At 70.7% G+C, this 25,830-nt stretch carries 1 protein-coding gene; it reads left to right on the forward strand.

Annotated elements, in window-relative coordinates:
* The first annotated feature begins 16 nt into the window (after nt 1-16).
* Nucleotides 17-25,810, forward strand: a complete 25,794-nt coding sequence (locus AB0M14_RS17185) for a non-ribosomal peptide synthase/polyketide synthase (RefSeq protein ID WP_364995358.1) — start codon at nt 17-19, stop codon at nt 25,808-25,810.
* Nucleotides 25,811-25,830 lie beyond the last annotated feature (20 nt).

Genomic DNA, 25,830 nt, shown 5'->3' on the forward strand with positions numbered 1-25,830 from the left:
ATCCTCAGGAGGCGGGATGCGCGACCCTCAATCATTTCCGCTGACCGCCGCCCAGCGTGCGATCGGATTATTGCAGCAACTGGCCGGCGCCACGCCGGTGTCGAACGCGCTGTATCTCGAGCTCGCCGGTGACCTCGACGCCGCGCTGCTGAGCGCTTCGTTCGGACGGGCGCTCGACGAATTCGAGGTCGGCCGCGTGCGTGTGGTCGAGGTGGACGGACAGCCGAGGCAGGTGGTGGACGACACCGCCACCGGCGCGGTGCGGCTGCTGGATTACACGACGGCGCCCGATCCGGTTGCCGCGGCCCTGGATTGGATGCGCGGCGACTACCGCGCGCCCATCGACCTGGCGACCGGCCCGGTGGTGCTTGGTGCGATAGTGCGGGTCGCCGAGCGCCGGTGGCTCTGGTACCTGCGCGCCCATCACATGGTGATGGACGGCATCGCCGCGTTGAACATCCTCACCCGAAGCGCGCACCTCTACACCGCGGCGCGGGCGGGCGCCGAGCCCGCGGGGCAGGCGATTCGGTCGCTGCGTGAGATCGTCGCGGCCGACGAGCAGTATCGTGCCTCGCAACGCTTCCAGGACGACCGGATGTTCTGGTCGAAGTATGTCGCCGAGCTCCCCGTGCCGGTCACCCTGACCGATCGGGCCGCACTCGCCGAGGAGCACCCGCTCGCGGTGAGCACGCTGCTCTGTGCGGACACCGACACCGCGCTCCGTGCCGCCGCCGGAACCCGATCGGGCGGACCGGCGGTCGTCGTCCTCGCCGCGTTCGGCGTGTATCTGGCGCGGATGACCGGCTCCGACGAGGTGGTGCTGAGCTTGCCGGTGTCCGCGCGGGTCACGGCGGCCATGGGGCGCTCCGGCGGAATGACCGCCAACATCGTGCCGTTCCGGATCGCCGTCACTCCCGGGCACACCGTCGGCACCTTGCTCGAGCAGACCCGGAGCACGCTGCTGGAGGTCCTGCGCGGGCAGCGCTACCGGCACGAGGACATGCTCCAGGATTCGGAATCAGTTGCCGCCCGGCATCTTCCACCGGCCGCCGGGCCGATGGTGGACCTGATGATCCTCGACGCCAAGATCGTGCTCGGCGATATCACCGGCCGGCTCCAGGTCCTGACCCCCGGGTTGGTGCCCGATCTGTCGGTGAACGTCTATCCGGCCGTCGGCGGCGAGAGCACCAGGGTCGATTTCTTCGCCAACCCGAGCGTGTACACCGCCGATCAGGTCGCCGATCACCACCGGCGTTTCGTAGCGTTCCTCGGCAGCTTCTTGCGCACCGATTCCGAGACTCCGGTGCACGCCGTCGAATTGCTCGAGCCCAGTGAGCGGCGGGCGTTACTGGAATCGGGTGCGGGCGGTTCGGGGCCCGAGCCGGTCACGTTGTCCGACATGCTGTCCCGGACGGCAGCCGCGCACGCGGATCGGCTCGCGGTGCACGACGCCGCGCACACGTGGACCTACCGCGAGCTCGATGACTGGTCGAACCGGTGTGCGCGCACGCTGATCGACTGCGGCGCGGGCCCGGAAACCACCGTGGCGATCGCGATCACGCGCTCATCGGCCTGGGTGCGCGCGGTCTGGGCGGTCGCCAAGACCGGGGCCGCGTTCGTGACCATAGATCCGAGCCAGCCGGTCGAACGCAATCGCTTCATTCTCGCCGATTGCCCGGCCGCCCTCCTGCTGACGAGTAGTGAAACCGGCGCGGCAGCAACCGGTTCGGCGGAGACCGGCCTCCGGGTGGTCGATATCGACCGGCTCGAACCGCGTGCGGGCGACACCGCCCCGATCACCGACGCGGAGCGCCGCGGCACGCTGCGGATCGGCCATACCGCGTACGTCGTGTACACCTCGGGCTCGACGGGCACACCGAAAGGTGTTGCCGTGACCCATGCGGGCCTGTCCGGGGTGTCGGACACCCTCGGCCGGCAGTACCGGCTCGACCGCGACTCCCGGGTGCTGGCGGTCGCCGCCCGCACCTTCGACGCGGCAGTGTTCGAGCTGTTGTCGGCGGTCTCGGCCGGGGCGGCGCTGATCATCGCTCCCGGTGACGTTTTCGCCGGCGCGGCCTTGCAGGAGTTGCTGCGCGCCCAGCGGGTGACGCACGCGTGCCTGACGCCGGCCGTCGCCGCCACGCTCGACCCGCGCCGGCTCGACGAGCTGCGGGTGCTCATGGTGGCCGGTGAAGCCTGTCCGCCCGCGCTGGTGCGGGACTGGCCGGGCAGCGACGCCGCCGGTACCCGCCTGCTGTACAACCTGTATGGGCCGAGCGAGGCCACGATCTGGGTCAGCGGCGCGGCGTTGCGTCCCGGCGACGCGGTGACGCTGGGTGCTCCCATCCCCGGAGTCCGGCTTACCGTGCTCGACAAGTGGCTGCGACCCGCGCCCGCCGGTGTGGCGGGCGAGTTGTTCGTGGCCGGTCCCGGCGTGGCACGCGGATATCTCGGCCGGGCCGGCCGCACCGCGGCGTCGTTCGTGGCAGATCCGTACGGTCCGGCGGGAACCCGGATGTATCGCACCGGCGACGTGGTGCGCTGGGAGCTCCGCGCCGAGGGCGGCCCGCGGCTGATTTTCCTCGGCCGTGCCGATTCCCAGGTCAAGATACGGGGCCAGCGCCTCGAACTCGGCGAGATCGAAGCGGCGCTGACCGGCCTGGACGAGGTGGAGCACGCCATCGTCACGACGGTCGAGGCGGAGACCGAATCGGCTTGGGTGGCGGCCTATCTCACCGCGGCGCCGGGCCACGCCATCGATGCGGGCACGGTCCGGCAGGCGGTGGCGCGACGACTTCCGTCGTACATGGTTCCCGAGACCATCACGGTGCTCGACGAGATGCTGATGACCGCGAGCGGGAAAGTGGACCGCCGCGCCCTGCCCCGGCCGCAGCGACCGGTCACGACCTATCGCGCCGCGTCGTCCCCGATCGAAGAGATCGTCACCGCCGCGTTCGGCGACGCGCTCGGCGTGGATCGCGTCGGCGTCGACGACGATTTCTTCGCGCGGGGCGGGCATTCGATCTCGGCGACCCGGGTCGCGGGTCGGCTGGCCGAGGTCACCGGCCGGGCGGTCGGCGTCCGGGACATCTTCGACGCGCCCACGGCCGCGGCGCTGGCCGGCGTGCTCACCGCACGCGAGATCGGCCCGGGCCCGGCGCGGGCGAAGCTGGTCATCCGGGCACGACCAGCACGAATTCCCTTGTCGTCCGCGCAGTTACGCATGTGGTTCAGCAACCGGTTCGAGCCCGAAGCGCCGACCTACAACATCCCGCTGGTGTTCCGGCTGTCCGGAGCACTGAACACCGAGGCCATGACCGCGGCGCTCGGCGCGGTGGTCGCGCGCCATGAAGTGTTGCGCACTCGCTATCCCGAGCTGGACGGGGTGCCGCGGCAGGAAATCGTCCCGAGTGCGGCGGCCGCTCCGGTGCTCGAGGTGATCGAGCTGGATCCGGCGCGGGTGCACGATGCGGTGACCGCGCGGGTGCGGAGCGGATTCGACCTTCGCGTGGATATGCCCTTGCGGGCCACGGTGTTTCGGTGCGGCCCGATCGAGCACGTCATGGTGCTGGTGCTGCATCACATCGCCGCGGACGGTTTGTCGATGGTCCCGTTGCTGCGGGACCTGTCCACGGCGTACGCGGCCGCTGCGGTGGGGCGGGAGCCGGGATGGGGACCGCTGCCGGCGCAATACGCCGACTACGCGGTGTGGCAGCGTGAACTGCTGGCGTCGGAGCCCGATGCCGACAGCGTTTTCGCGGCGCAATGCCGGTACTGGGCACGGGAATTGGCGGGCGCGCCGCAACCGATGGCCTTACCGGCCGACCGGCCGCGCCCACCGGTGCTGAGCAACCGCGGCGACGTCGTCGAATTCACCATCGACGCGCCGCTGCGCGCGGCACTGTATCGGCTGGCGCGCGAGCGCCGGGTCAGCGCGTCGATGGTCTTGCAGGCGGCGCTGGCGGTCTTGCTGTCGCGGCTGGGGGCCGGACCGGACGTGTCGATCGGCGGCCCGGTCGCCGGACGTACCGCGGAGGCACTGCGGGACCTGGTCGGCTTCTTCGTCAATACCTGGGTGCTGCGGGTCGATCTGTCCGGCAACCCGCGTTTCGAGCAGGTGCTCGACCAGGTCCGCGGCAAAGCCCTGACCGCCTACGAGAATCAGGACGCCCCGTTCGAGCGGCTGGTGGAACGGATCAATCCAGCCCGGTCGACGGCCTACCACCCGTTGTTCCAGGTCTCCCTCGAAGTGCAGAGCGGTGGCCTGCCCGCACTGGACCTGCCCGGCGTGGCCGCCGAATTCCTCGCCCGCAGCACCGGAAGCGCCAAGAACGACCTGCATTTCGATCTGATCGAGACCCTCGGCAGCGCGGCGGCTCCCGCGGTGCTGGCCGGCCGGATCGAGTACGCCACCGATCTGTTCGATCGCACCACGGTGGCGGAGATCGCCGACCGCTATCTGCGGGTCCTGCGCGCGGTGTGCGCCGACCCCGCTGAATCGATCGCCGATATCGGGCTTTTGGCCGCGGCGGAACGCGAGCAGCTGCTGACGCAGTGGAACTCGCGCTCCGAAGGCACGGCGGGGGAGACCACGATCGTGGCGGCGTTCGGCGAACGAGTCGAGGCCGCGCCGGACTCGATCGCACTGCGGTTCGGGGGCGAGGAGCTGACCTATGCGGAACTGGCTGCGCGAGTAGAGGTTCTGGCCCGGGCACTGGCCGGTCGGGGCGTGGGCCGGGGCTCGGTGGTGGCGGTGGCATTGCCGCGGTCGACGGATGTGGTGACCGCCGTGCTCGCGGTGCTGCGGGCCGGTGGCGCGTATCTACCGATCGATCCCGAATATCCCTCCGGCCGAATCGAATTCATCCTCGCCGATGCCGACCCCCGGCTGGTGTTGACGACGACGTCGACCGCGGCCGGTTTGCCTGTGGGTGAGCGGGATTCGTTGTGCCTGGATGCCGTGGATCTCGCGGGCGAGCCGCTCGATAACGGCTTGCCGCTGGTGTCACCGGCCGATGCGGCGTACGTGATCTACACCTCAGGGTCGACCGGACGCCCGAAAGGTGTTGTGGTCGAACATCGCGGCGTGGTCAATATGGCTACCTACGGCTGGCCCGGCGGCCCCGGTGAACGAGTCCTGTTGCATTCGTCGATGGCGTTCGACGCTTCGGCCTACGAGCTGTGGCCCGCCCTGCTGGCGGGATCGACGCTCGTCATCGCACCGCCCGGCCGAGCGGAGATCGAGGAACTCGGCCGGACCATATCCCGGCATGACGTGACGGCGTTGTACGTGACGACTCCGTTGTTCGAGGTCCTGGCGAGCTCGGGTCCGGAATCGACACTCGCATCGGTACGCCGGGTGGTCACCGCCGGTGATGCGCTGCGTCCCGCCGCGGTCGCCCGCTTCCGCGACCGGTGGCCGGGAATCGGCGTGGCCAATGCCTATGGGCCGACCGAGAACACGGTGTGCCTCTCGGCCTATGTGGTCCCCGATTCGCCGGAGGACAGCCACGGCGGCAGCGTCCCGATCGGAGCGCCCGTCGCGAATATGCGCGTATTCGTGCTGGATTCGCGGTTGCGGCCGGTGCCGGTCGGCGTGCCGGGCGAATTGTATGCGGCCGGAATACAACTGGCGCGCGGCTATCGGAATCGGCCAGGCCTGACCGCGGACCGATTCTCGGCCTGCCCGTTCGGCGCCGGCGAACGGATGTACCGGACCGGTGACGTGGTGCGGTGGACTCGCGCCGGGGTCCTGGAGTTCGTCACGCGCGCCGACGAACAGGTGAAAGTGCGCGGGTACCGGATCGAGCCCGGCGAGGTGGAGTCCGCGCTGACCGCGCATCCGATGGTCGCGCAGTCGGTGGTGATCGCTCGTGCGAGGGATTCCGCGGAGACGGTGAGCGCGGCCGACAAGATGCTGGTCGGGTATGTCGTCCTCGAGCGCGGGCGGGAAGCCGCGGCCGGCCTCGCCGTCGAGCTTCGGCGTTTCGTCGCGAACCGGCTGCCGGAGTACCTGGTGCCGTCGGCGATCGTCGTCCTGGACAGCTTGCCGTTGACACCCAACGGCAAGGTCGATCGACGCGCGTTGCCCGCACCGGTCTTTACCGGCACGGATTCGCGCGCCGCGCTGACCCCGGCCGAGGAGCTGGTCGGCACCGTCTTCGCCGAGGTGCTCGGGGTGGCGCGAGTCGGGGCCGACGACGATTTCTTCGCGCTCGGCGGGCATTCGCTGTCGGCGATGCGGGTGGCCGCGCGGCTGACCGCGGCACTGGACACCGAAGTGGGCGTGCGGGATGTCTTCGAGTTCCCCACGCCCGCCCGGCTGGCGGACGCGCTCGACGACCGCGGAGCGGGCCGCCGACCGGCGCGACCGGCGTTGACGGTGTGCGAGCGGCCGGAGCGCATCCCGTTGTCCTACGCGCAGTCCCGGCTGTGGTTCATCAACCGATTCGAACCGGACTCACCCGCCTACAACATTCCGATGGTGCTGCGCTTGCGCGGGCCGCTGGACCAGGAGGCGTTGTCCGCGGCGCTGACCGATGTGGTGGCGCGGCACGAGAGCCTGCGCACGGTGTTCCCGGACGAGGACGGGGTGCCCTATCAGCGCATCCTGCCGATCGCGGCGGCCGCGGCGCCGATCGAGACCCGGACGGTCGATCCGGGCGAGCTCGAGCCGGTCCTGACCGCGCTCGTGCGCCGGGGATTCGACGTCTCGACCGAACTGCCGTTGCGAGTGACGGTGCTGCGCACTGGTTTCGACGACCACACCGTGGTGCTGGTACTGCACCATATCGCCGCCGACGGTTGGTCGATCGCACCGTTCGTGCGGGATCTCACGGCCGCGTACACCGCGCGCCGGCAGGGACAGCCCGCGCAGTGGCCGCCGTTGCCGGTGCAGTACGCGGACTTCACGCTGTGGCAGCGGGAGACGCTGGGAGCGGAGTCCGATCCGGACAGTGTGCTGGCGACGCAATTCCGTTATTGGGAAAACGAACTGGCGGATGCGCCGCAGCCGATCGCGCTGCCGGCCGATCGCCCCCGGCCGCCGGTCGCCCGCAATCGGGGCGAGGTGATCGCGTTCGCCTTCGAGCCCGCACTGTGCGCGGCGCTGTATCGACTCGCCCACGAGCGCCAGGTGACAGTGTCGATGCTGCTGCAATCGACGCTGGCGGTGTTGTTGTCGCAGGTCGGCGCGGGCCCGGATATCTGTATCGGCGGTCCGGTCGCCGGGCGTACCCATGCGGCAACCCACGACTTGATCGGCTTCTTCGTCAATACCTGGGTCCTGCGGGTGGATCTGTCCGGTGACCCGCGTTTCGAGCAGGTGCTCGACCAGGTCCGCCGGAAGGCCCTGACCGCCTACGAGAATCAGGACGCGCCCTTCGAGCGCCTGGTCGAATTGCTCCACCCCGTGCGTTCGCCCGCCTATCACTCGCTGTTCCAGGTGTCGTTCGCCCTCCAGAACAACCTGCTGCCCGATCTGCGGTTGCCGGAACTGGAGGTCGAGATCGTTCCGGCGACAACCGGTACCGCCAAATTCGACCTGCACGTCGATGTGGTCGAACGGGTGAATGCGGCCGACTCCGCGGCGGCCCCCGCACTGTCCGGCCGGATCGAATACGCCACCGATCTCTTCGATCGCGCCTCCGTGATCGACCTCGCCGCACGCTTTCTGCGCTTGCTGGACATCGTCAGCACGGATCCGGGCCTGCCACTCGGCCGGATCGATATTCTCGCGCCGGCGGAACGCGAACAGGTACTGCGAGTCTGGAACGACACGGCGGCGCCGGTGCCGCACGCGGCCTCGCTCGCCCACCTGTTCGCTCGACAGGTCGCGGCCACCCCGGAGGCGGTGGCCGTCGCGCACGCCGACGGCGCGGTCACCTATCGCGAATTGGCCGGGCGGGTCGATGTGCTGGCCCGGGTGCTGATCGGCCGGGGCGTCGGCCGGGGTGCGGTGGTGGCGGTGGCGATGCCACGATCGGCGGACCTGGTGACCGCCGTTTTGGCGGTGGTGGTGGCCGGTGGCGTGTATCTGCCGATCGACCCCGAATATCCTTCCGGCCGTATCGAGTTCATCCTCGACGACGCCGACCCGGTGCTCGTGCTGACGACGGCTGCCGTCGAAGCGGGTTTGCCCGCAGATGAGCGGGCCACCTTGTGCCTGGACGTCGCGGACCTCGAGGGTGCCGCCCGCGCTACCGGGATGCCGCCATTGTCACCGGCTGACGCGGCCTATGTCATCTACACGTCCGGCTCGACGGGACGGCCCAAAGGTGTTGTGGTCGAACATCGCGGCGTGGTCAATATGGCGACCTACGGCTGGCCCGGCGGCCCCGGCGAACGAGTCCTGTTGCATTCGTCGATGGCGTTCGACGCGTCGGCCTACGAGCTGTGGCCCGCCCTGCTGGCGGGATCGACACTCGTCATCGCACCACCCGACCGGCTCGATCTCGCCGCGCTGATGCGCACGGTGGCCCGGCATCGGGTCACCACGATCTTCGCGGCAACCGCGCTCTTCGAGGTGCTCGCGAGCGCGGAACCCGAGCTGGTCGCCGATTCGGTGCGTCAGGTCGTCACCGGTGGTGACGCCTTGAGTGCGGCGGCGGTAGCGCGCTTCCAGGAGCGCTGGCCCGGCGTCGATATCGCCAATGCCTATGGGCCGACCGAGAATACGGTCTGCGTATCGACCGAGGAGATCCCGGGCGCGCGGCCGTGGGCGGAGGACGCGCGGGTGCCGATCGGCACTCCGGTGGCGAATGTCCGGGTGTTCATCCTGGACGCGTGGTTGCGCCCGGTGCCGGTCGGCGTAGCGGGCGAATTGTATGTGGCCGGAACACAAGTGGCGCGCGGCTATGCGGGCCGGCTCGGGTTGACCGCGCAGCGGTTCGTGGCCTGCCCGTTCGGGGCCGCCGAGCGGATGTACCGGACCGGCGATGTGGTGCGGTGGACCCGGGCCGGGGTGCTCGAATTCGCCGGCCGGGCCGACGATCAGGTCAAAGTGCGTGGATATCGGATCGAACCCGGTGAGGTCGAGGCCGCCCTGGTAGCGCATCCGGCGGTGTCGCGCGCGGTGGTCGTCGCCCGCACCCTCGCTCCGGCCGAGACCACGGCTGTGCTCGACAAGCAGTTGGTCGCCTATATCGTCCGCGATCGCGACGCGGTGGTCGGCGGCGCGAGTGACCGGGCGGCCGAGCTGGTCGGCCACTGGCGGCAGGTCTACGACAACCTGTACGCCGGGAAGGAAAGCTACCTCGGCGACGGCCGTGCGTTCGCCGAGCCGATGGCGTTGGACGCCGATTTCGGCGGCTGGAACAGTAGCTACACCGGGGCGCCGATCCCGGTGCGGCAGATGCGGGAGTGGCGGGACGCGGTCGTGGACCGCGTGCTCGGCCTGCGGCCGGTACACGTGCTGGAAATCGGTGTCGGTTCGGGATTGCTGATGTCGCGACTGGCGCCGCGCTGCGTCGAGTACTGGGGCACCGATTTCTCGGCGGCGACCATCGCCAATCTCGAATCCCGGCTGCGTGAGTCGGCGGTGGACTGGGCGGATCGGGTGAGTTTGCGCGTGCAGTCCGCCGACGACGTCTCGGACCTGCCGCCGGACCGCTTCGACGTGGTGGTGCTGAACTCGGTGGCGCAGTACTTCCCGAACGCCGCCTACCTGATCGACGTGATCGACAAGGTGCTGGGTTTGCTGGCGCCCGGTGGCGCGCTGTTCCTCGGCGACATCCGGAACCTGACGTTGTTGCGGGAGTTCGCCACGGGCACGCAGCTGGCCGCCGGCGGAGCCCAGGACACGGTGGCCGCGGTGCGCGAACGCGCGGGCCGGGTGCTGAGCGCCGAGCAGGAGTTGCTGGTCGCCCCCGAGTTCTTTCGCGCGGTGCGGGACAAGGTCGCCGGCATCGCCGCGGTGGCTATCGAGCTGAAGTACGCGCCGGTCGACAACGAGTTGACGCGCTACCGCTACGACGTGGTCCTGCGCAAAGCCCCGGCGCGGGTGCGGTCGCTGGCCGACCTGCCGCGGCGCGCGTGGGCCGAATTCGGTGATCTGTGCGGACTGCACGCCCAACTCGCCGCCGAGCGGCCCGAGGCGCTGCGCATCACCGGAATACCGCATGCCGGAACGGTCGCGGACGTCACGGCGACGCGCCTCCTCGACGCCGCCGACCCGGCCGCGCGGGTCGCCGATCTCGAGCTGGGCGACCCGGCCGCGGCGGTGCTGCCGCACGAGCTTCGTTCGCTCGGTGCGGGATCGGGCTACACGGTGGCCGTCACCTGGTCTCCGGTGGCCGGTCGGATGGACGCGGTGCTGGTTCGCGGCGCGGACGTGACCACGACATTCGACGACATCTATCCGGTCGCGGGTCCGCTGGATTCGCTGGGCGCGTACGTGAACGATCCCGGGATCGGCGATCTGGTGGGCGAGATCCGGCATTTCGCGGCGGATCGATTGCCGGAGTTCATGATTCCGGCGGCCATCGTCCTCCTCGACGAGCTGCCCCTGCTGCCCAGCGGCAAGGTGGACCGGCGTGCCCTGCCCGCCCCGCAGCTGCGCACCTCGGCCTATCGGACGCCGTCGACACCGTGGGAAGAGACTGTGGTCTCGGTCTTCGCCGAAGTCCTCGGCCTCGACCGGGTCGGGGCCGAGGACGACTTCTTCGCTTTGGGCGGGCATTCGCTGTCCGCGACACGGGTGGCGTCCCGCGTGGCGACGGCCACGGGGCTGCCGGTCGAAGTGCGCGACGTGTTCGATGCACCGACCGCCGCGCAGCTGGGCGGCGTCTTGGCCGCGCGTGCCACCGATGCGGAGCGGCAGTCGAGCCTGGAACTGGCGGCCCGTGACCGGCCGGACCGAATTCCGTTGTCGTTCGCGCAGTCTCGCATGTGGTTCATCAACAAGTTCGAGCCGGATTCCCCCGCCTACAACATCGCCGTGGTGCTGCGGTTGCGTGGGCGACTGGATGCGACGGCGTTGTCCGGCGCGATCGGTGATGTGGTGGCCCGGCACGAGAGTCTGCGCACGATCTTCCCCGACGAGCAGGGCATCCCGTGCCAGCGGATTCTGTCCGCCGACGACGGTGCGGCCCTGGCGGTAACGGCTGTCGAGGCGAGCGAGCTCACCGAGCGGGTGCGCGGTATCGTGCGGCAGGGCTTCGACGTCTCCACGCGGCCGCCGTGGCGAATCGCGGTGCTACGCAGTGGATCCGAGGACCATTCGCTGGTCGTGGTGTTGCACCACATCGTCGCCGACGGCTGGTCGATCGCGCCGCTGGTGCGTGATCTGTCGCTGGCCTACACCGCGCGCCTGGCGGGGCGGGCGCCGCAGTGGGCGCCATTGCCGGTGCAGTACGCCGATTACACGCTGTGGCAGCGCGAAGTGCTCGGCTCGGAGTCCGATTCGCGGAGTACGGCCGCGCGTCAGCTCGCCTATTGGACAACACATTTGGCAGGGCTGCCGGATCGGCTGGAGCTGCCCGCCGATCGGCCGCGTCCGGTGGCGGCCTCGCAGCGCGGCGGCACGCTGTCCTGCACTCTGGATGCCGCGACGGTGGCCGGGTTGAGCAGGCTGGCGCGCGCCCGGCGGGTGACGCCGTTCATGGTGGTGCACGCCGCGTTGGCGGTACTGCTGTCCCGGTTGTCGGGCAGTGCCGATATCGCGGTGGGTACGCCGATCGCGGGTCGCGGTGCGGCGGCGCTGGACGGGCTGGTCGGCATGTTCGTCAATACGCTCGTCCTGCGCACCCGGGTCGACGAGGCCCGGTCGTTCGCCGATCTCCTGGCGGAGTGCCGGGCGGTGGATCTGGCGGCCTTCGCGCACGCGGACATTCCGTTCGAGCGCATCGTGGAAGCTCTCGACCCGCCGCGCAGCCAGGCGTATCACCCGTTGTTCCAGGTGCTGCTGGCCTTCCAGAACCTCGACCTGGATCCCGCGTCGGTGCGACTACCCGGGCTCGCGGTCGAACCGTTGCGGAGTCTCGATATCGGGGTCGAACGGTTCGATCTCACCCTGACCGTCGCCGATATCCCGGACGTCGCCGCCGAGGTGCCGATCACCATCAGCTATGCCCTCGACCTGTTCGACCCCTCGACGATCCGGGCGTTCGCCGACCGCCTACAGCGCATCCTGCGTGCGGTGGTGGCCGATCCGGCGATCGGTTTGCGGGAGCTGGACCTACTCGCACCGGACGAGCGAAAGGCGTTGCGCCGGTGGAACGAGGGCGGCGCCGGTCCGCGGCCGCGCACGTTGACCGAGATCCTCACCCGCGCCGCGGCGGAGTTCCCGGCACGGGTCGCGGTCGTGGCCGCGGGGCAGGAATGGACCTATCGGGAACTCGACGAGTGGTCGAACCGGTGCGCGCGCAGGCTGATCGAGCAGGGTGCCGGGCCGGAAACCACCGTGGCGCTTGCCATCCCGAGGTCGGTGGCCTGGATACAGGCGGTGTGGGCGGTCGCGAAAACCGGCGCCGCTTTCCTCTCCCTCGATCCGGCGCAGCCGCGGGAGCGCAATCGCGGCATCCTCGCCGACAGCGCGGCCACCGTACTGCTCACCGACGGTGCTCGACCGGCAGGGGAGTGGGCGGTACCCGGAGTCGTCGTGTTCGATGCGGCCGGGTTCGACCCGTCCGTCTGGAGCGCGGACCCGCTCGGGGACGGTGATCGCCTCGGCGAGCCGCGGCCGGGCAGCACCGCCTACATCGTCTACACCTCGGGGTCGACCGGGACGCCCAAGGGCGTGGCGGTCAGCCATGCCGGGCTCACCGCGATCACCACGGCGCAGCATCGAGACTGCCGGACGACCGCCGAATCCCGGGTATTGGCGGTCGCCGCACGCACTTTCGACGCGGCGATCTTCGAACTGCTGCTCGCGGCGCCGGTCGGCGCCGCGCTGATCGTGGCTCCGGAGGAGGCCTTCGCCGGCGAGCCATTGACGGAGCTGATGCGCGCCCAGGGTGTGACGCACGCGTGTTTGACGCCGGCCGTCGCGGCCACGCTCGACGCCCGCCGGCTCGATCAGCTGCGCGTGCTGATGGTCGCGGGCGAAGCCTGCCCGCCCGCGCTGGTGCGGCAGTGGTCGGGCAGCGACACCGCCGGGGTCCGCACAGTGCACAACCTGTACGGGCCCAGCGAGGCCACGATCTGGGTGACCGGTACGGAACTGGTTGCAGGCGAACAGATCTCGATCGGTGCGCCGATCCCGGGAATACGTTCGGCGGTACTGGATGCCTGGCTGAACGTGGTCCCGCCGGGTGTTGTCGGCGAGTTGTACGTCGCCGGCCCCGGAGTGGCTCGCGGCTACCTCAACCGCGCCGCGGCGACTTCGACGGCGTTCGTGGCCGATCCGTTCGGGCCCGCCGGATCCCGCATGTACCGCACCGGCGATCTGGTGCGGTGGCTCCCGGAGGGCGCCTTGGTGCTGGTGGGGCGCGCGGATTCCCAGGTCAAGATTCGCGGCCAGCGCCTGGAACTCGGCGAAATCGCGGCCGTACTGACCGAACTCGATATCGTAGAGCGCGCCGTCGTCACCCGGGTCACCGACGGTGACACCCCGCGACTGGCCGCTTATCTCACCCCAGCGCCGGGGCAGCTGCCCGACGCGAGCACCCTCCGGGAGGCCGCCGCACGGCGACTGCCGTCGTACATGGTCCCCGACGCCTTCTCCGTCCTGGACGAACTGCCGCTGACCCCGAGCGGGAAGGTGGACCTGCGCGCGCTTCCGGCCCCGGAGTGGTCGAGGACGACCTACCGCCCGCCCGCCACCGCCGCCGAGGAAATCGTCGCCGCGGTGTTCGCGCAGGTCCTCGGACTCGACCAGGTCGGAGCCGACGACGACTTCTTCGCCTTGGGCGGCGACAGCATCGTCTCGATCCAGTTGGTCGCCCGGGCGAAGGAGCGCGGCGTGGTCTGCACACCGCGGCAGGTCTTCGAGGCCCGCACGGTTTCCGCGCTGGCGCGGGTGGCCGAATCGGTCACGCCCGCACCGGTGCTGGCGGAATTGCCCGGCGCGGGCGTCGGCGCGCTGCCGCTCACCCCGATCGTCCGGTGGATGGTGGAGCAGGGCGAGTTCGGACGGTTGAACCAGACCCTGGTGCTCACCGCGCCGGCCGGACTGGATCGAGCCGGATTGACGGCGATCCTGACCGCGTTGATCGACCGGCACGACATGCTGCGGGCTCGGCTCCGGCACGACGGCCGGGACTGGCGCCTCGAGACCCGGCCGCGCGGGACAGACGTCGAATCGCTGATCCATCCGATCGGCACCGGACCGGAGAGCACCGCGGCCGAGCGCCAAAGTTTGGTCACGGCGGCGGTCGAAGCGGCGCTGCGCCGGCTGGATCTAGCCAACGGCGTTGTCCTGCAAGTGCTCTGGTTCGCTCCCGCCGACGTGACGCAGTCCGGTCAGCTGATCTTCGTCGCGCATCATCTCGTGGTGGACGGCGTTTCGTGGCGCATCCTGCAACCCGACCTGATCGCGGCGTGGCAGCAGTACCGCACCGCGGGTACGGTGACGCTGCCGCCGGTGGGGACGTCGATGCGGCGCTGGGCGCACGGCCTGGCCGAGGCGGCGCGGTCGCCCCGGCGGGTGGCGGAGCTGGCCGGGTGGCAGCGGATCCTGGACGGACCGGACCCGCTGCTCGGAGCGCGTGCGGTGGACCCCGCGCGCGACGGCGCGGGCACGATACGCGTACGGCGAGTGCGGGTTTCGCCGGAGATCACCACCGCGCTGCTGACCCGGGCGCCCGCGGCTTTCCACGGGGACGTCCAGGACGCGCTGGTCGCCGCGCTGGCCGTGGCGGTCGCGTGCTGGCGGGCCGGGCGGGGTGTCGCGGAGTCCTCGACGCTGCTGCGGCTGGAAGGGCACGGGCGTGAGGAACAGGTCCTCGCGGGCGCGAACCTGACCTCGACCGTCGGCTGGTTCACCACCGCGTACCCGGTCCGGATCGAGTTGGCCGGAATCGATCTGGCGGACGCCCGCACCGGCGGTCCGGCGATCGAGGCGGCGGTCAAGATCGCGAAAGAGTACTTGCGCGCAATTCCGGACCACGGCATCGGCTACGGCATGCTGCGCTACCTCAACCCGGAGACCGCGCGGGCCCTGCCCGCCGGGCCGCCCGGCCAGATCGCCTTCAACTATCTCGGTCAGGCGTCGCCGAACCGAACATCCAGCGGGACAACGCCTGCCGAGTTCGCCGTCACCGACGCCCTCGGCGCTCCGATCGCCGATGCCGACCTGCACGTTCTGGCCACGGCGGCCGTCGACATCACGGCGGTTGTCACCGAGGGCTGTCTATCGGCCACCTTCGGCTACCCCGCGGGCGTGCTGGACGACGCCGAGGTCGGCGAACTGGCCCGGCTCTGGGTCGAGGCGTTGCACGCCGTGGCCGACCGGCTGCGCCGGCCGCACGCCGGCGGGCATACGCCGTCGGACTTCCCGCTGGTGCGGGCGACACAGTCGGACATCGCCGCCTGGGAGGCGCGCTACCCGAATCTGGTCGACGTCTGGCCGCTGTCGCCGTTGCAGACCGGGCTGCTGTTCCACGCCCGGCTGGCCGAGTCGCGGGTGGATGTGTACGCGGTGCAGCTCGCGATCACACTGACCGGAGCGGTGGACGCCGACCGGCTGCGCCGGGCCGCGCAGTTCCTGTTGCGGCGCTATCCGAATCTGCGGGTGGCCTTCAATGCCACCGCCCAGGGCGAAGGCGTGCAGATCGTCGCCGAGGACGTCGTGCTGCCGTGGCGCGAGGTCGACCTGCGTACGGCCCCCGAAGGCGCGCTCGCGGAGGTGCTCGCCCAGGACCGGTCCGAGCCGTTCGATATCGAGACCGCGCCGCTCATGCGGTTCACCCTGGTCGCGGTGGCCGCCGACCGGTTCACACTGCTGCTCTCCTACCACCATGTGCTGTTCGACGGCTGGTCGATGCCGTCGCTGCTGCGGACGCTGCTGGCGGCCTACGCCGAGCCGGGTGGTGCAGCGGTCGCGGAGTCGGCGGGTTCCTATCGGTCCTATCTGGACTGGCTGCATCGTCAGGATCCGGCGGCCTCGCTGCGGGTGTGGCGCGACGCGCTCGACGGGGCGGAGCCGACGCTGCTCGCCGCGCAGGCCCCGGCTCCGGAATCGACGGAGCGAATGGGCGCTGTCGCCGTGGAATTCGAGGAGGGGCTGACCGAGCGGATACTCGCCACGGCGGCCGCGGCCGGGGTCACGGCGAACACCGTGTTCCAGCTGGCCTGGGCGCTCGTCGTGGGGTATCTGGCCGGACGCGACGATGTCGTCTTCGGTGCGACGGTGTCCGGGCGGCCCGCCGAATTGCCGGGTATCGAGTCCGCGGTCGGCTTGTTCATCAACACCATCCCGGCTCGGGTCCGCTACGCCGCCGGGGAGCCGGTGGCCACGGTGCTGGCCCGGGTGCAGGCCGAACAGTCGAGTTTGCTGGAACACCACCACATCGGGCTCACCGATATCCATGCCGCACTGGGTGTTCCGGCCCTGTTCGACACGGTTCTGGTGTTCGAGTCCTACCCGGTCGACGAGGCCGCGCTCACGGCACAGGTCGCGGCGATCGACGGCATGGGTGTGGCGGACGTACTGTCCCACGGCGGCGCGCACTATCCCCTCACACTGGTCGTCGTCAAGGGGCAGCCGTTCCAGGCGCAAGTGCAGTACCGGCCCGAGGTGTTCGCACACGAATGGGTCCGCGACTGCGCCGACCGGCTCACACACGTGCTGGCGGCGATGACCGACGATTCGTCCGCGCCGCTGGGGGCGATCGACCTGCTGTCCACGGCCGAGCGCGCCCGGCTCGTGCCGGTGCGCGGCCGCCCCGCGCAGCCGCCGCGACCGCTGGCGGACCTGCTCGCCGCCGGAGCCGCGCTCGACCCGGGCGCACCCGCGGTGATCTCGGGCGCGGTGACGCTGCGCTTCGACGAGCTGGACGACCGGTCGAATCGGCTGGCCCGCTTGCTGATCGGACGCGGGATCGGCCCGGGCGACGCGGTCGCGCTGGCGCTGCCCCGGGGTATCGACTTCTTCGTCGCCCTGTGGGCGGTGACCAAGGCCGGCGCGGCCTTCGTACCGATCGATCCGCGGCATCCGCGGGACCGGGTCGCCGGGATGCTCGCCGATTCCGCGGTATGCCTGGTCCTGTCGGTGCAGGCTACGGCGGCCACGGTGCCGGACACCGCCGACCGGCTGATGCTCGACGGGCCGGAACTGCCCGCGCGCCTCGCCGAATACTCCGCGAGCGCGGTGCGCGACGGGCAGCGGGTCCGCCCGCTGCGGCCCGAGCACACCGCCTACGTGATCTACACCTCCGGATCGACGGGCACCCCGAAGGGGGTGGTGGTCGGGCACGAGGGTTTGGCGAACTTCACCGCCGAACAGCGCGAGCGGTACCGGGTGGACGCGAGCTGCCGGGTCTTGGCGGTGTCGGCGCCGGGTTTCGACGCGGTGCTGATGGAGTTGCTGATGGCGCACCCGAACGGCGCCGCACTGGTGGTCGCGCCGCCGGACACCTTCGCCGGCCCCGGGCTCGCGAACATCATGTGCCGGCAGCGGGTTTCGCACGCCTTCGTGACGACGAGCGTGCTGGCGACCATGTCGCCCGCCGGGCTGGACGCGCTGCGGGTGCTCGTCACCGGTGGCGAACGGGTGCCCGCGGAGCTGGTGGCGGCCTGGGCGCCCGGCCGGGAGCTGTACGTCGCGTACGGGCCGACCGAGACGGTGATCGTCACCACCCTCAGCGCGCCGATGGCTCCGGACGCGCCGGTGACGCTGGGCGGGCCGATCCGCGGGGTCGAGGCCGTCGTCCTGGACGGGTTGCTGCGGCCGGTGCCGTCCGGCGTGCACGGTGAGCTGTATCTCGGCGGTATCCAGCAGGCGCACGGTTACTCGAACCGGCCAGGTCAGACGGCCGCCGCGTTCGTCGCGAATCCGTTCGGCCGCAGCGGTTCCCGGCTGTACCGCACCGGCGACCTGGTGTGCTGGAACGCGAGTGGCGAGCTGGAGTTCGTGGGCCGCAACGACTTCCAGGTCAAGGTGCGCGGACAGCGGGTCGAACTGGGTGAGATCGAGGCGGTGCTCGCCGCCCAGCCGGGTGTCCGGCAGGCCGTCGTCGTGCAGCACGCGGCCACCGATCGGCTCGTCGGCTATCTCGTCGGCGCCGGGCTGGACCCGGAGCGGGTGCTGGCCGCGGCCCGGCTGCGGCTGCCCGCGCACATGGTGCCCGACCTGTGTTCGGTGCTGCCGGAACTGCCGCTCACCGTGAGCGGCAAGGTGGATCGCGCGGCGCTGCCGGAACCGGAACAGCGCCCGCGGAACTACCGGGCGCCGTCCACCCAGGCGGAGCTGGCGGTGGCGGAGGTGTTCGCCGAGGTACTCGGGATCGACCGGGTCGGCGCGGACGACGACTTCTTCGCCCTCGGCGGACATTCGCTGTCGGCCATGCGGGTGACCGCGCGGCTCTCCGCGCTCGGCGGCGCACGGATCGGGGTGCGCGAGGTCTTCGAGGCGCCGACGCCCGCGCGGCTGGCACAGCTCGTGGCGGCCGGCGGCGAGCCGGCGCTGTCCGTGCCGACCGCCCGGCAGCGACCCGCCCGGGTGCCGCTGTCGTTCGCGCAACAGCGCATGTGGTTCATCAACCGGTTCCACGGGGCCGCGGCCTCCTACACGATTCCGCTGGTGTTGCGGTTGACCGGCGAGCTGGACACCGCGGCCCTGACCGCGGCGATCGGCGATGTGGTGGCGCGGCACGAGAGCCTGCGCACGGTGTTCCCGGATGAGGCGGGGACACCGTTCCAGCGGGTGCTGCCGGCCGAGCAGGCCGCGGTGGGCGTCGAGGTGCGGCCGGTGGATCCGGCTGGGCTCGACGCCGCCGTCGCCGCGGCGGTCCGGCCGGGGTTCGATCTGTCGTGCGAGCTGCCGGTGCGAGTGGTGTTGCTGGACAGCGGTTCCGGTGCGTATGTGCTGGCGATGTCGATCCATCACATCGCCGCCGACGGGTGGTCGATCGCACCGCTGGCGCGGGATCTGTCGACCGCGTACCTGGCGCGCCGGTCCGGCCGGTCCCCGCAGTGGAGTCCGCTGCCGGTCCAGTACGCGGACTACGCGCTGTGGCAGCGCGAGACCCTGGGCTCGGAGTCCGATCCCGAGTCGACGCTGACCCGCCAGCTCGCCTATTGGACAGGGCAATTGGCGGGGGTGCCGGATCGTCTCGAGCTGCCCGCCGATCGGCCACGCCCGATGGTCGCGACACAGACGGGTGCGAGCCACTCCTTCGTCCTGGACGCGGCGTTGTTCGCCGGCCTCGGGGAGGTGGCGAAAGCCCACGGCGCCACCATGTTCATGGTTGTCCACTCGGCGTTGGCCTTGCTGCTGTCGCGGCTGTCCAGGACCGCCGACATCTCGATCGGAACGCCGATCGCCGGGCGGGGCGCAGCGGCTTTGGACGACGTGATCGGCATGTTCGTCAACACGCTGGTGTTGCGTACGCCGGTGGATGAGGCCGGTTCGTTCGCGGATCTGCTCGCCCGGGTCCGGCAGGTGGATCTCGAGGCCTTCGCCCACGCCGATATCCCGTTCGAACGCATCGTGGAAGCCATCGATCTGCCGCGGACCCAGTCGCATCATCCGCTGTTCCAAGTGCTGCTGGCCTTCCAGAATCTCGACCTGGATCCGGCCGCCGCGCAGCTGCCCGGGGTTCGGGTCTCGCCCATGGAACTCACCGTCGGCGTCGAACGATTCGATCTGTCGGTCACCGTCGCCGATATTCCGGACACGCGGGGCGATATCCCGGTCACCCTCGGTTTCGCCACGGACCTGTTCGACCGGTCGACGGTCGTGGCGATGGCTCGTCGGCTGGAGCGCATCCTGCGCGCCGTGGTCGCCGATCCGGCCGGCGGCTTGCGCGAGCTGGACGTGCTCGACGCGGACGAGCGGAAGTCGTTGCGGGAGTGGGGTGATGGCGGCGTAGGCGCGGTGCCCGCGACGCTGGACGACATGCTGACCCGGGTCGCCGCGCGGTTCCCGGATCAGCTCGCGGTCGTCGACGCGGCCCAGCGCCTGACCTATGGGGAACTGGATCGCTGGTCGAATCGGTGCGCCCGCATGCTGATCGACCGCGGTGCCGGGCCGGAAACGGTGGTGGCTATCGCGCTGCCGCGCTCGGCGGCCTGGGTGCGGGCGGTCTGGGCGGTCGTCAAGACCGGCGCGGCTTTCGTCTCCGTCGACCCGGCACACCTGCGGGAGCGGAACCGGTTCGTCCTGACCGATGTCGCGGCGACGGTGGTGATCGCCGCGGCCGCAAGCCGCAGCGAGACAGCCGAATCCGGCCCGGCCGCGTGGACCGAAGCCGGGATTCCCGTGCTCGATCCGGATCGGCTCGACCTCGCCGGTTACAGCGGCGAAGCGCTGACCGATGTCGATCGGCCCGGAGCCGTGCGATCGGGCAATACCGCCTACGTCGTGTACACCTCGGGGACGACCGGCACGCCGAAGGGCGTCACCGTCACCCACGCCGGGTTGGCGGCCGTCGCGGCCGCGCAGCGCCGGCAATTCGGGCTCGACGCCGATTCCCGCGTATTGGCCGTTGCCGCGCGCACTTTCGACGCGGCGGTGTTCGAATTGCTGGCGGCGGTTTCGGTCGGCGCGAGGTTGGTCGTCGCGGACGGTGACGCGTTCGCTGGTGCGCTGCTGACGACGCTGATCCACGACGAGGGGGTCACGCACGCCTGTGTGACTCCTGCGGTAGCGGCCACACTGGACGCCGAGCGGCTGAACACGCTGCGCGTGTTGATGGTCGCCGGTGAAGCGTGCCCGCCGGCGCTGGTGCGGCAATGGTCTCGGACCGATGCCGCCGGTGTGCGTGAGCTGTACAACCTGTACGGGCCGAGCGAATCCACGATCTGGGTCACCGCGACCGCATTGCGAGCGGGGGAGCCGGTCTCGCTGGGCGGGCCGATTCCTGGCGTCCGGCTGGTGGTGCTGGACGCGTGGCTGCGTCCGGTACCGCCGGGCGTGCTCGGCGAGCTGTACGCGGCCGGACCCGGTGCGGCGCGCGGCTACCTGGGCCGGGCCGCGTTGTCGGCCGCGTCGTTCGTCGCCGATCCCGGCGGGCCCGCGGGGACCAGGATGTACCGCACCGGCGACCTGGTGCGGTGGCTGCCGACTGGCACGCTGCGGTTCGCCGGGCGCGCCGACCGGCAGGTCAAGATCCGCGCCCAGCGCCTCGAACTCGGCGAGATCGAAACCGCCCTGGCGCAATTGGACGAGGTACGGGAAGCGGTGGTCGTCACGCACACCGACAGCGAAACAGTGCGATTGGCCGCCTACCTCACCGCCGCGCCCGGTCATCTCCCCGAGCCCGGCACGATCCGGCACGCGCTCGCGCGACGACTGCCCTCGTTCATGGTCCCCGACACCGTCACCGTGCTCGAGCGCCTGCCGTTGACCGCGACCGGCAAGGTGGATTATCGCGCCTTGCCCGCCCCGGATCGGGTGGCGGTGGCGTATCGGGCGCCCTCGACGCCGTTCGAGGAACTCGCGGTCGACGCGTTCGCCGAGGTGCTGGGCGTGGACCGGGTCGGGGTCGACGACGACTTCTTCGCGTTGGGCGGCCATTCGCTGTCGGCGACGCGCGTGGCGGCGCGGGTGGCCGCGGCGACCGGCGCCGAGGTGAGCGTGCGCGAGGTATTCGACGCGCCGACCGCGGCGCAGCTGGGGCGGATGCTGACCGAACGCTCGTCCGGCGACGACCCGGTGCGGTCGCGGCTGGTGGTGCGCGAGCGGCCCGACTATCTGCCGCTGTCGTTCGCGCAGTGGCGGATGTGGTTCATCAACCGGCTCGAACCGGACTCACCGGCCTACAACATTCCCCTCGTGCTGCGGTTGACGGGCGAACTGGATATCGAGGCGCTCACCGCCGCCCTCGGCGATGTGGTGGCGCGTCACGAAACCCTGCGCACCGTGTTCCCGGACCGGGACGGGGATCCGTACCAGCGGATCATTCCGGTCGCGGAGACCGCCGTGACGGTCGAGGTGCGCAGGGTGCTCGCGGCGGATCTCGAGCGGGAGATCCGGTCGCTGGTCCGGCGCGGATTCGAGCTGGCGAGTGCGCCGCCGCTGCGAGTCACGTTGCTGGACAGCGGTTCCGGTGAGTTCGTGCTCGTGCTGGTGCTGCATCACATCGCGGCCGACGGCTGGTCGCTCGCGCCCCTGGCGCGGGATCTGTCGCTGGCGTATACGGCGCGGCGGGCGGGGCTGGATCCGCGGTGGGCTGGTCCGTTGCCGGTGAAGTACGCCGATTACACGCTGTGGCAGCGTGCGGTGCTCGGGACGGAATCCGATCCGGAGAGCGTAGCGGCGCGGCAGGTCCGGTACTGGGCCGAACAGTTGGCGGGATTGCCCGATCGGCTCGAGCTGCCGACCGACCGGGTGCGGCCCGCGGTGGCAACACAGCGCGGGGATACCTATTCGATTGCGCTGGAGCCGGATACGGCGGCGGGGCTGTACCGCATCGCCCGCGCTCAGCACGCGACGGTGTTCATGGTGCTGCACGCGGTGCTGACGCTCGCACTGGCGCGGGTTTCGGGCGGCGCCGATATCGCGGTGGGCACGCCGATCGCGGGGCGCGGGGCCGCGGCGCTGGACGGGCTCATCGGCATGTTCGTCAATACGCTGGTGCTGCGTACCCGGGTCGATGAGTCGTCCTCGTTCGCGGAACTGCTCGAGCAATGCCGCCGGGTCGATCTGGAGGCGTTCGCACACGCCGACACCCCGTTCGAACGGGTGGTGGAGGCGGTCGATCCGCCGCGCACACAGTCGCATCACCCGCTGTTCCAAGTGATGCTCGCGTTCCAGAACCTCGATCTCGGGGCGGCGGCGGATCTGCTGCCCGGGATGTCGTGCACGCCTATGGATCTGGGCAGCGGGGTGGAACGCTTCGATCTCACGGTCACCGTGTCCGACGATCCCGGTGCGGACGGCGGGCTGCTGATCGGCGTGAGCTACGCGCTCGATCTGTTCGATCGGGCGACGATCGTCGCGCTGACCGGGCGCTTGCGACGGATCATCGACGCCGTGCTCGCCGACCCCGCGATCGGGTTGCGTGCGATCGACGTCCTCGACGCGAAGGAGCGAATGACGCTGGCGCAGTGGGGCGATGGCGGCCCGGGACCGGAACCGACCACCCTTACCGAGATACTGGGCCGGGCCGCGGTCGAGCACGCGGACCAGCTCGCGGTCGCCGATGCCGGGAGCGCGTGGACCTATCGGGAGCTGGACGAGTGGGCGAATCGGTGCGCTCGGCTGCTGATCGAGTCCGGGGCCGGACGGGAATCGGTTGTCGCGGTGGCCATTCCGCGGTCGGTGGAGTGGGTGCGCGCGGTGTGGGCGGTGGCCAAGATCGGCGCCGCGTTCGTTTCGGTCGATCCCACCCAGCCGGCGGAGCGCAATCGGTTCATTTTCACCGATTGCCACGCCTCGGTGGTGCTCACCAACCGTGAGATCGTTTCTCGGGTAATCGGTTCGGGTGCCGCCGATGCCGAGCTGAGCGCATGGGCCGAGGCCGGCATGCGGGTGATCGATCTGGACGCGGCCGGCCTTTCCGCACGCAGTACCGCGCCGGTCGGCGACATCGACAGGGGTGGCGCGGTGCGCCCCGGCAATACCGCCTACGTCGTTTACACCTCGGGCTCGACCGGTCGACCCAAAGGGGTGGCCGTCACCCATGCGGGATTAGCGGCCGTCGCCGCCATCCAGGCCGCGCGCAGTCGACCGGACCGGGCATCGCGCGTATTGGCGGGCGCCGCACGCACTTTTGATGCCGCGGTCATCGAAGTGCTGTTGGCGGCACCGGCTGGCGCGGCCCTGATCGTCGCGCCGGACGACGTCTTCGCGGGGGAACCGCTGGCGAAATTGTTGCGCGAGCAGCGCATCACCCACGCCTTCATGGCTCCCGCGGTCGGCCTGTCGGTCGATCCCGCCGGGCTCGACGACCTGCGCGCCGTCCTGAGCGGCGGCGAGGCGTGCCCGCCGGAGTTGGTGCGGCGCTGGTCGGGCACCGACGCCGCCGGCATCCGTGAGCTGCACAACGTGTACGGGCCGACCGAGTGCACCCTGTGGATCGCCGGGACGCCGCTGGATCCCGAACATCCGGTGTCGCTGGGTGGTCCGATTCCGGAAGCTCTTCTGGTGGTGCTGGATTCGTCCCTGCGGCCGGTGCCGCCGGGTACCGTCGGAGAGCTGTACGTGGGCGGTCCGAGTGTGGGGCGCGGTTATCTGCACCGGCCGGCCATGTCGGCGGCCGCGTTCGTGGCCGATCCCTTCGGTGCGCCCGGATCTCGGATGTACCGCACCGGAGACCTGGTGCGCTGGACGGGCTCGGCCGATGCCGCGGCGTTGCGGTTCGTGGGCCGCGCCGATTTCCAGGTCAAGATTCGCGGTCAGCGGCTGGAGCTCGGCGAAATCGAAACGGTGCTGGCCGATTCGGCGGAGGTGCGGCAGGCGGTCGTGATCGTCCACGCACCCGAGGGCGGTGCCGCGCGATTGGCCGCGTATGTCACCGCGGCACCGGAGTGCGGCCTCGATCCGGCCGCGATCCGGCAGGCGGTGGCGCGACGGTTGCCCTCCTTCATGGTCCCCGACACCATCACCGTCCTCGAGGCGCTGCCGCTGACCGGGAACGGAAAGGTCGATCGACGCGCGCTGCCGGCACCGGAGGGGGCGGTCGTGCCCTACCGGGCGCCTTCGACACCGCTCGAAGAAATCGTGGTCTCGGTGTTCGCGGAAGTGCTCGGCCTGGCGCGGGTCGGCGTCGACGACGACTTCTTCACTTCGGGCGGCACCTCAGTGGTCGCCATGCAGCTGGTGTCCCAGCTGCGGGCCCGCACCGGGATCGCCGTCCCCTACCGGCTGCTGTTCGCCGATTCGACACCGGCGTCCCTGGCCCGATATCTCGCGAAACCACAGTCCGAGCTGGGCGTCTCCCTCGGAGTACTGGCGCCGCTGCGGTCATCCGGCGACAAGACCCCGCTGTTCTGTATCCATCCGGGCGGCGGTCTCGCCTGGGTCTACGGCGCCCTCGCGGGCCATCTGGACCCGGACCGTCCGATCTACGGCCTCCAAGACCCCTACGTGGTGGACGACAGCCCCCGGCTGGACTCGGTGGAGGCCTACGCCGAGCGCTACGTCACGGAACTGCTCGAGGCCTTCCCCGGCATCACCTATCACCTGCTCGGCTGGTCACTGGGCGGAAAGATCGCGCACGCCATGGCCGCTCGCCTGCAACAGGCCGGTCACCCCGTCGGCCTGCTCGCCCTCGTCGACGCGGGCATCGCCGAGAACCTCGCGCCCGCACCGGAACCCGACGCCGCATCGGACCAGCGTGCGCTGACCGAATTCCTGCACGGCTGGCGGACGTTCCTCGGCATAACCGACGACCAGCAAGTCGACGATCCGGCAGCGTTGCTGCCGCTCATCGCGGAACGACTCAGCGCCGAAGGGATTTTGAGCCCCCAGCAGGTAGAACGAGTAACCGAGTGCTTCACAACCCCGGTCTCACACGAACCGGGCCACTACACCGGCGACGCCGTCCTCTTCGTCGCCGCCCGGGAGGCATATCGAGACCAGATCGCCGCAACCTGGCGCGGGCATATCACTGGTTCCATTCACGAATTCCCGATCGATGAATGGCACACCGGAATGATGAATCCGACGGGCGCCGCCGCCATCGGACCGATACTGAATACCCTGCTCCGGGAAAACGAAGCCGGGACGGCCCAGAGCGCGGACCTCGGGCCCGATCGCCGACCGTGAGCTACCGCACCGCGAGCCAG

The sequence above is a fragment of the Nocardia sp. NPDC051832 genome (assembly GCF_040681285.1).
In the GTDB taxonomy this organism is placed as follows: domain Bacteria; phylum Actinomycetota; class Actinomycetes; order Mycobacteriales; family Mycobacteriaceae; genus Nocardia.

Excerpts from the sequence above, each read along its gene's own strand:
- AB0M14_RS17185 (WP_364995358.1), top strand. The coding sequence starts at position 17 with ATGCGCGACCCTCAATCATTTCCGCTGACCGCCGCCCAGCGTGCGATC.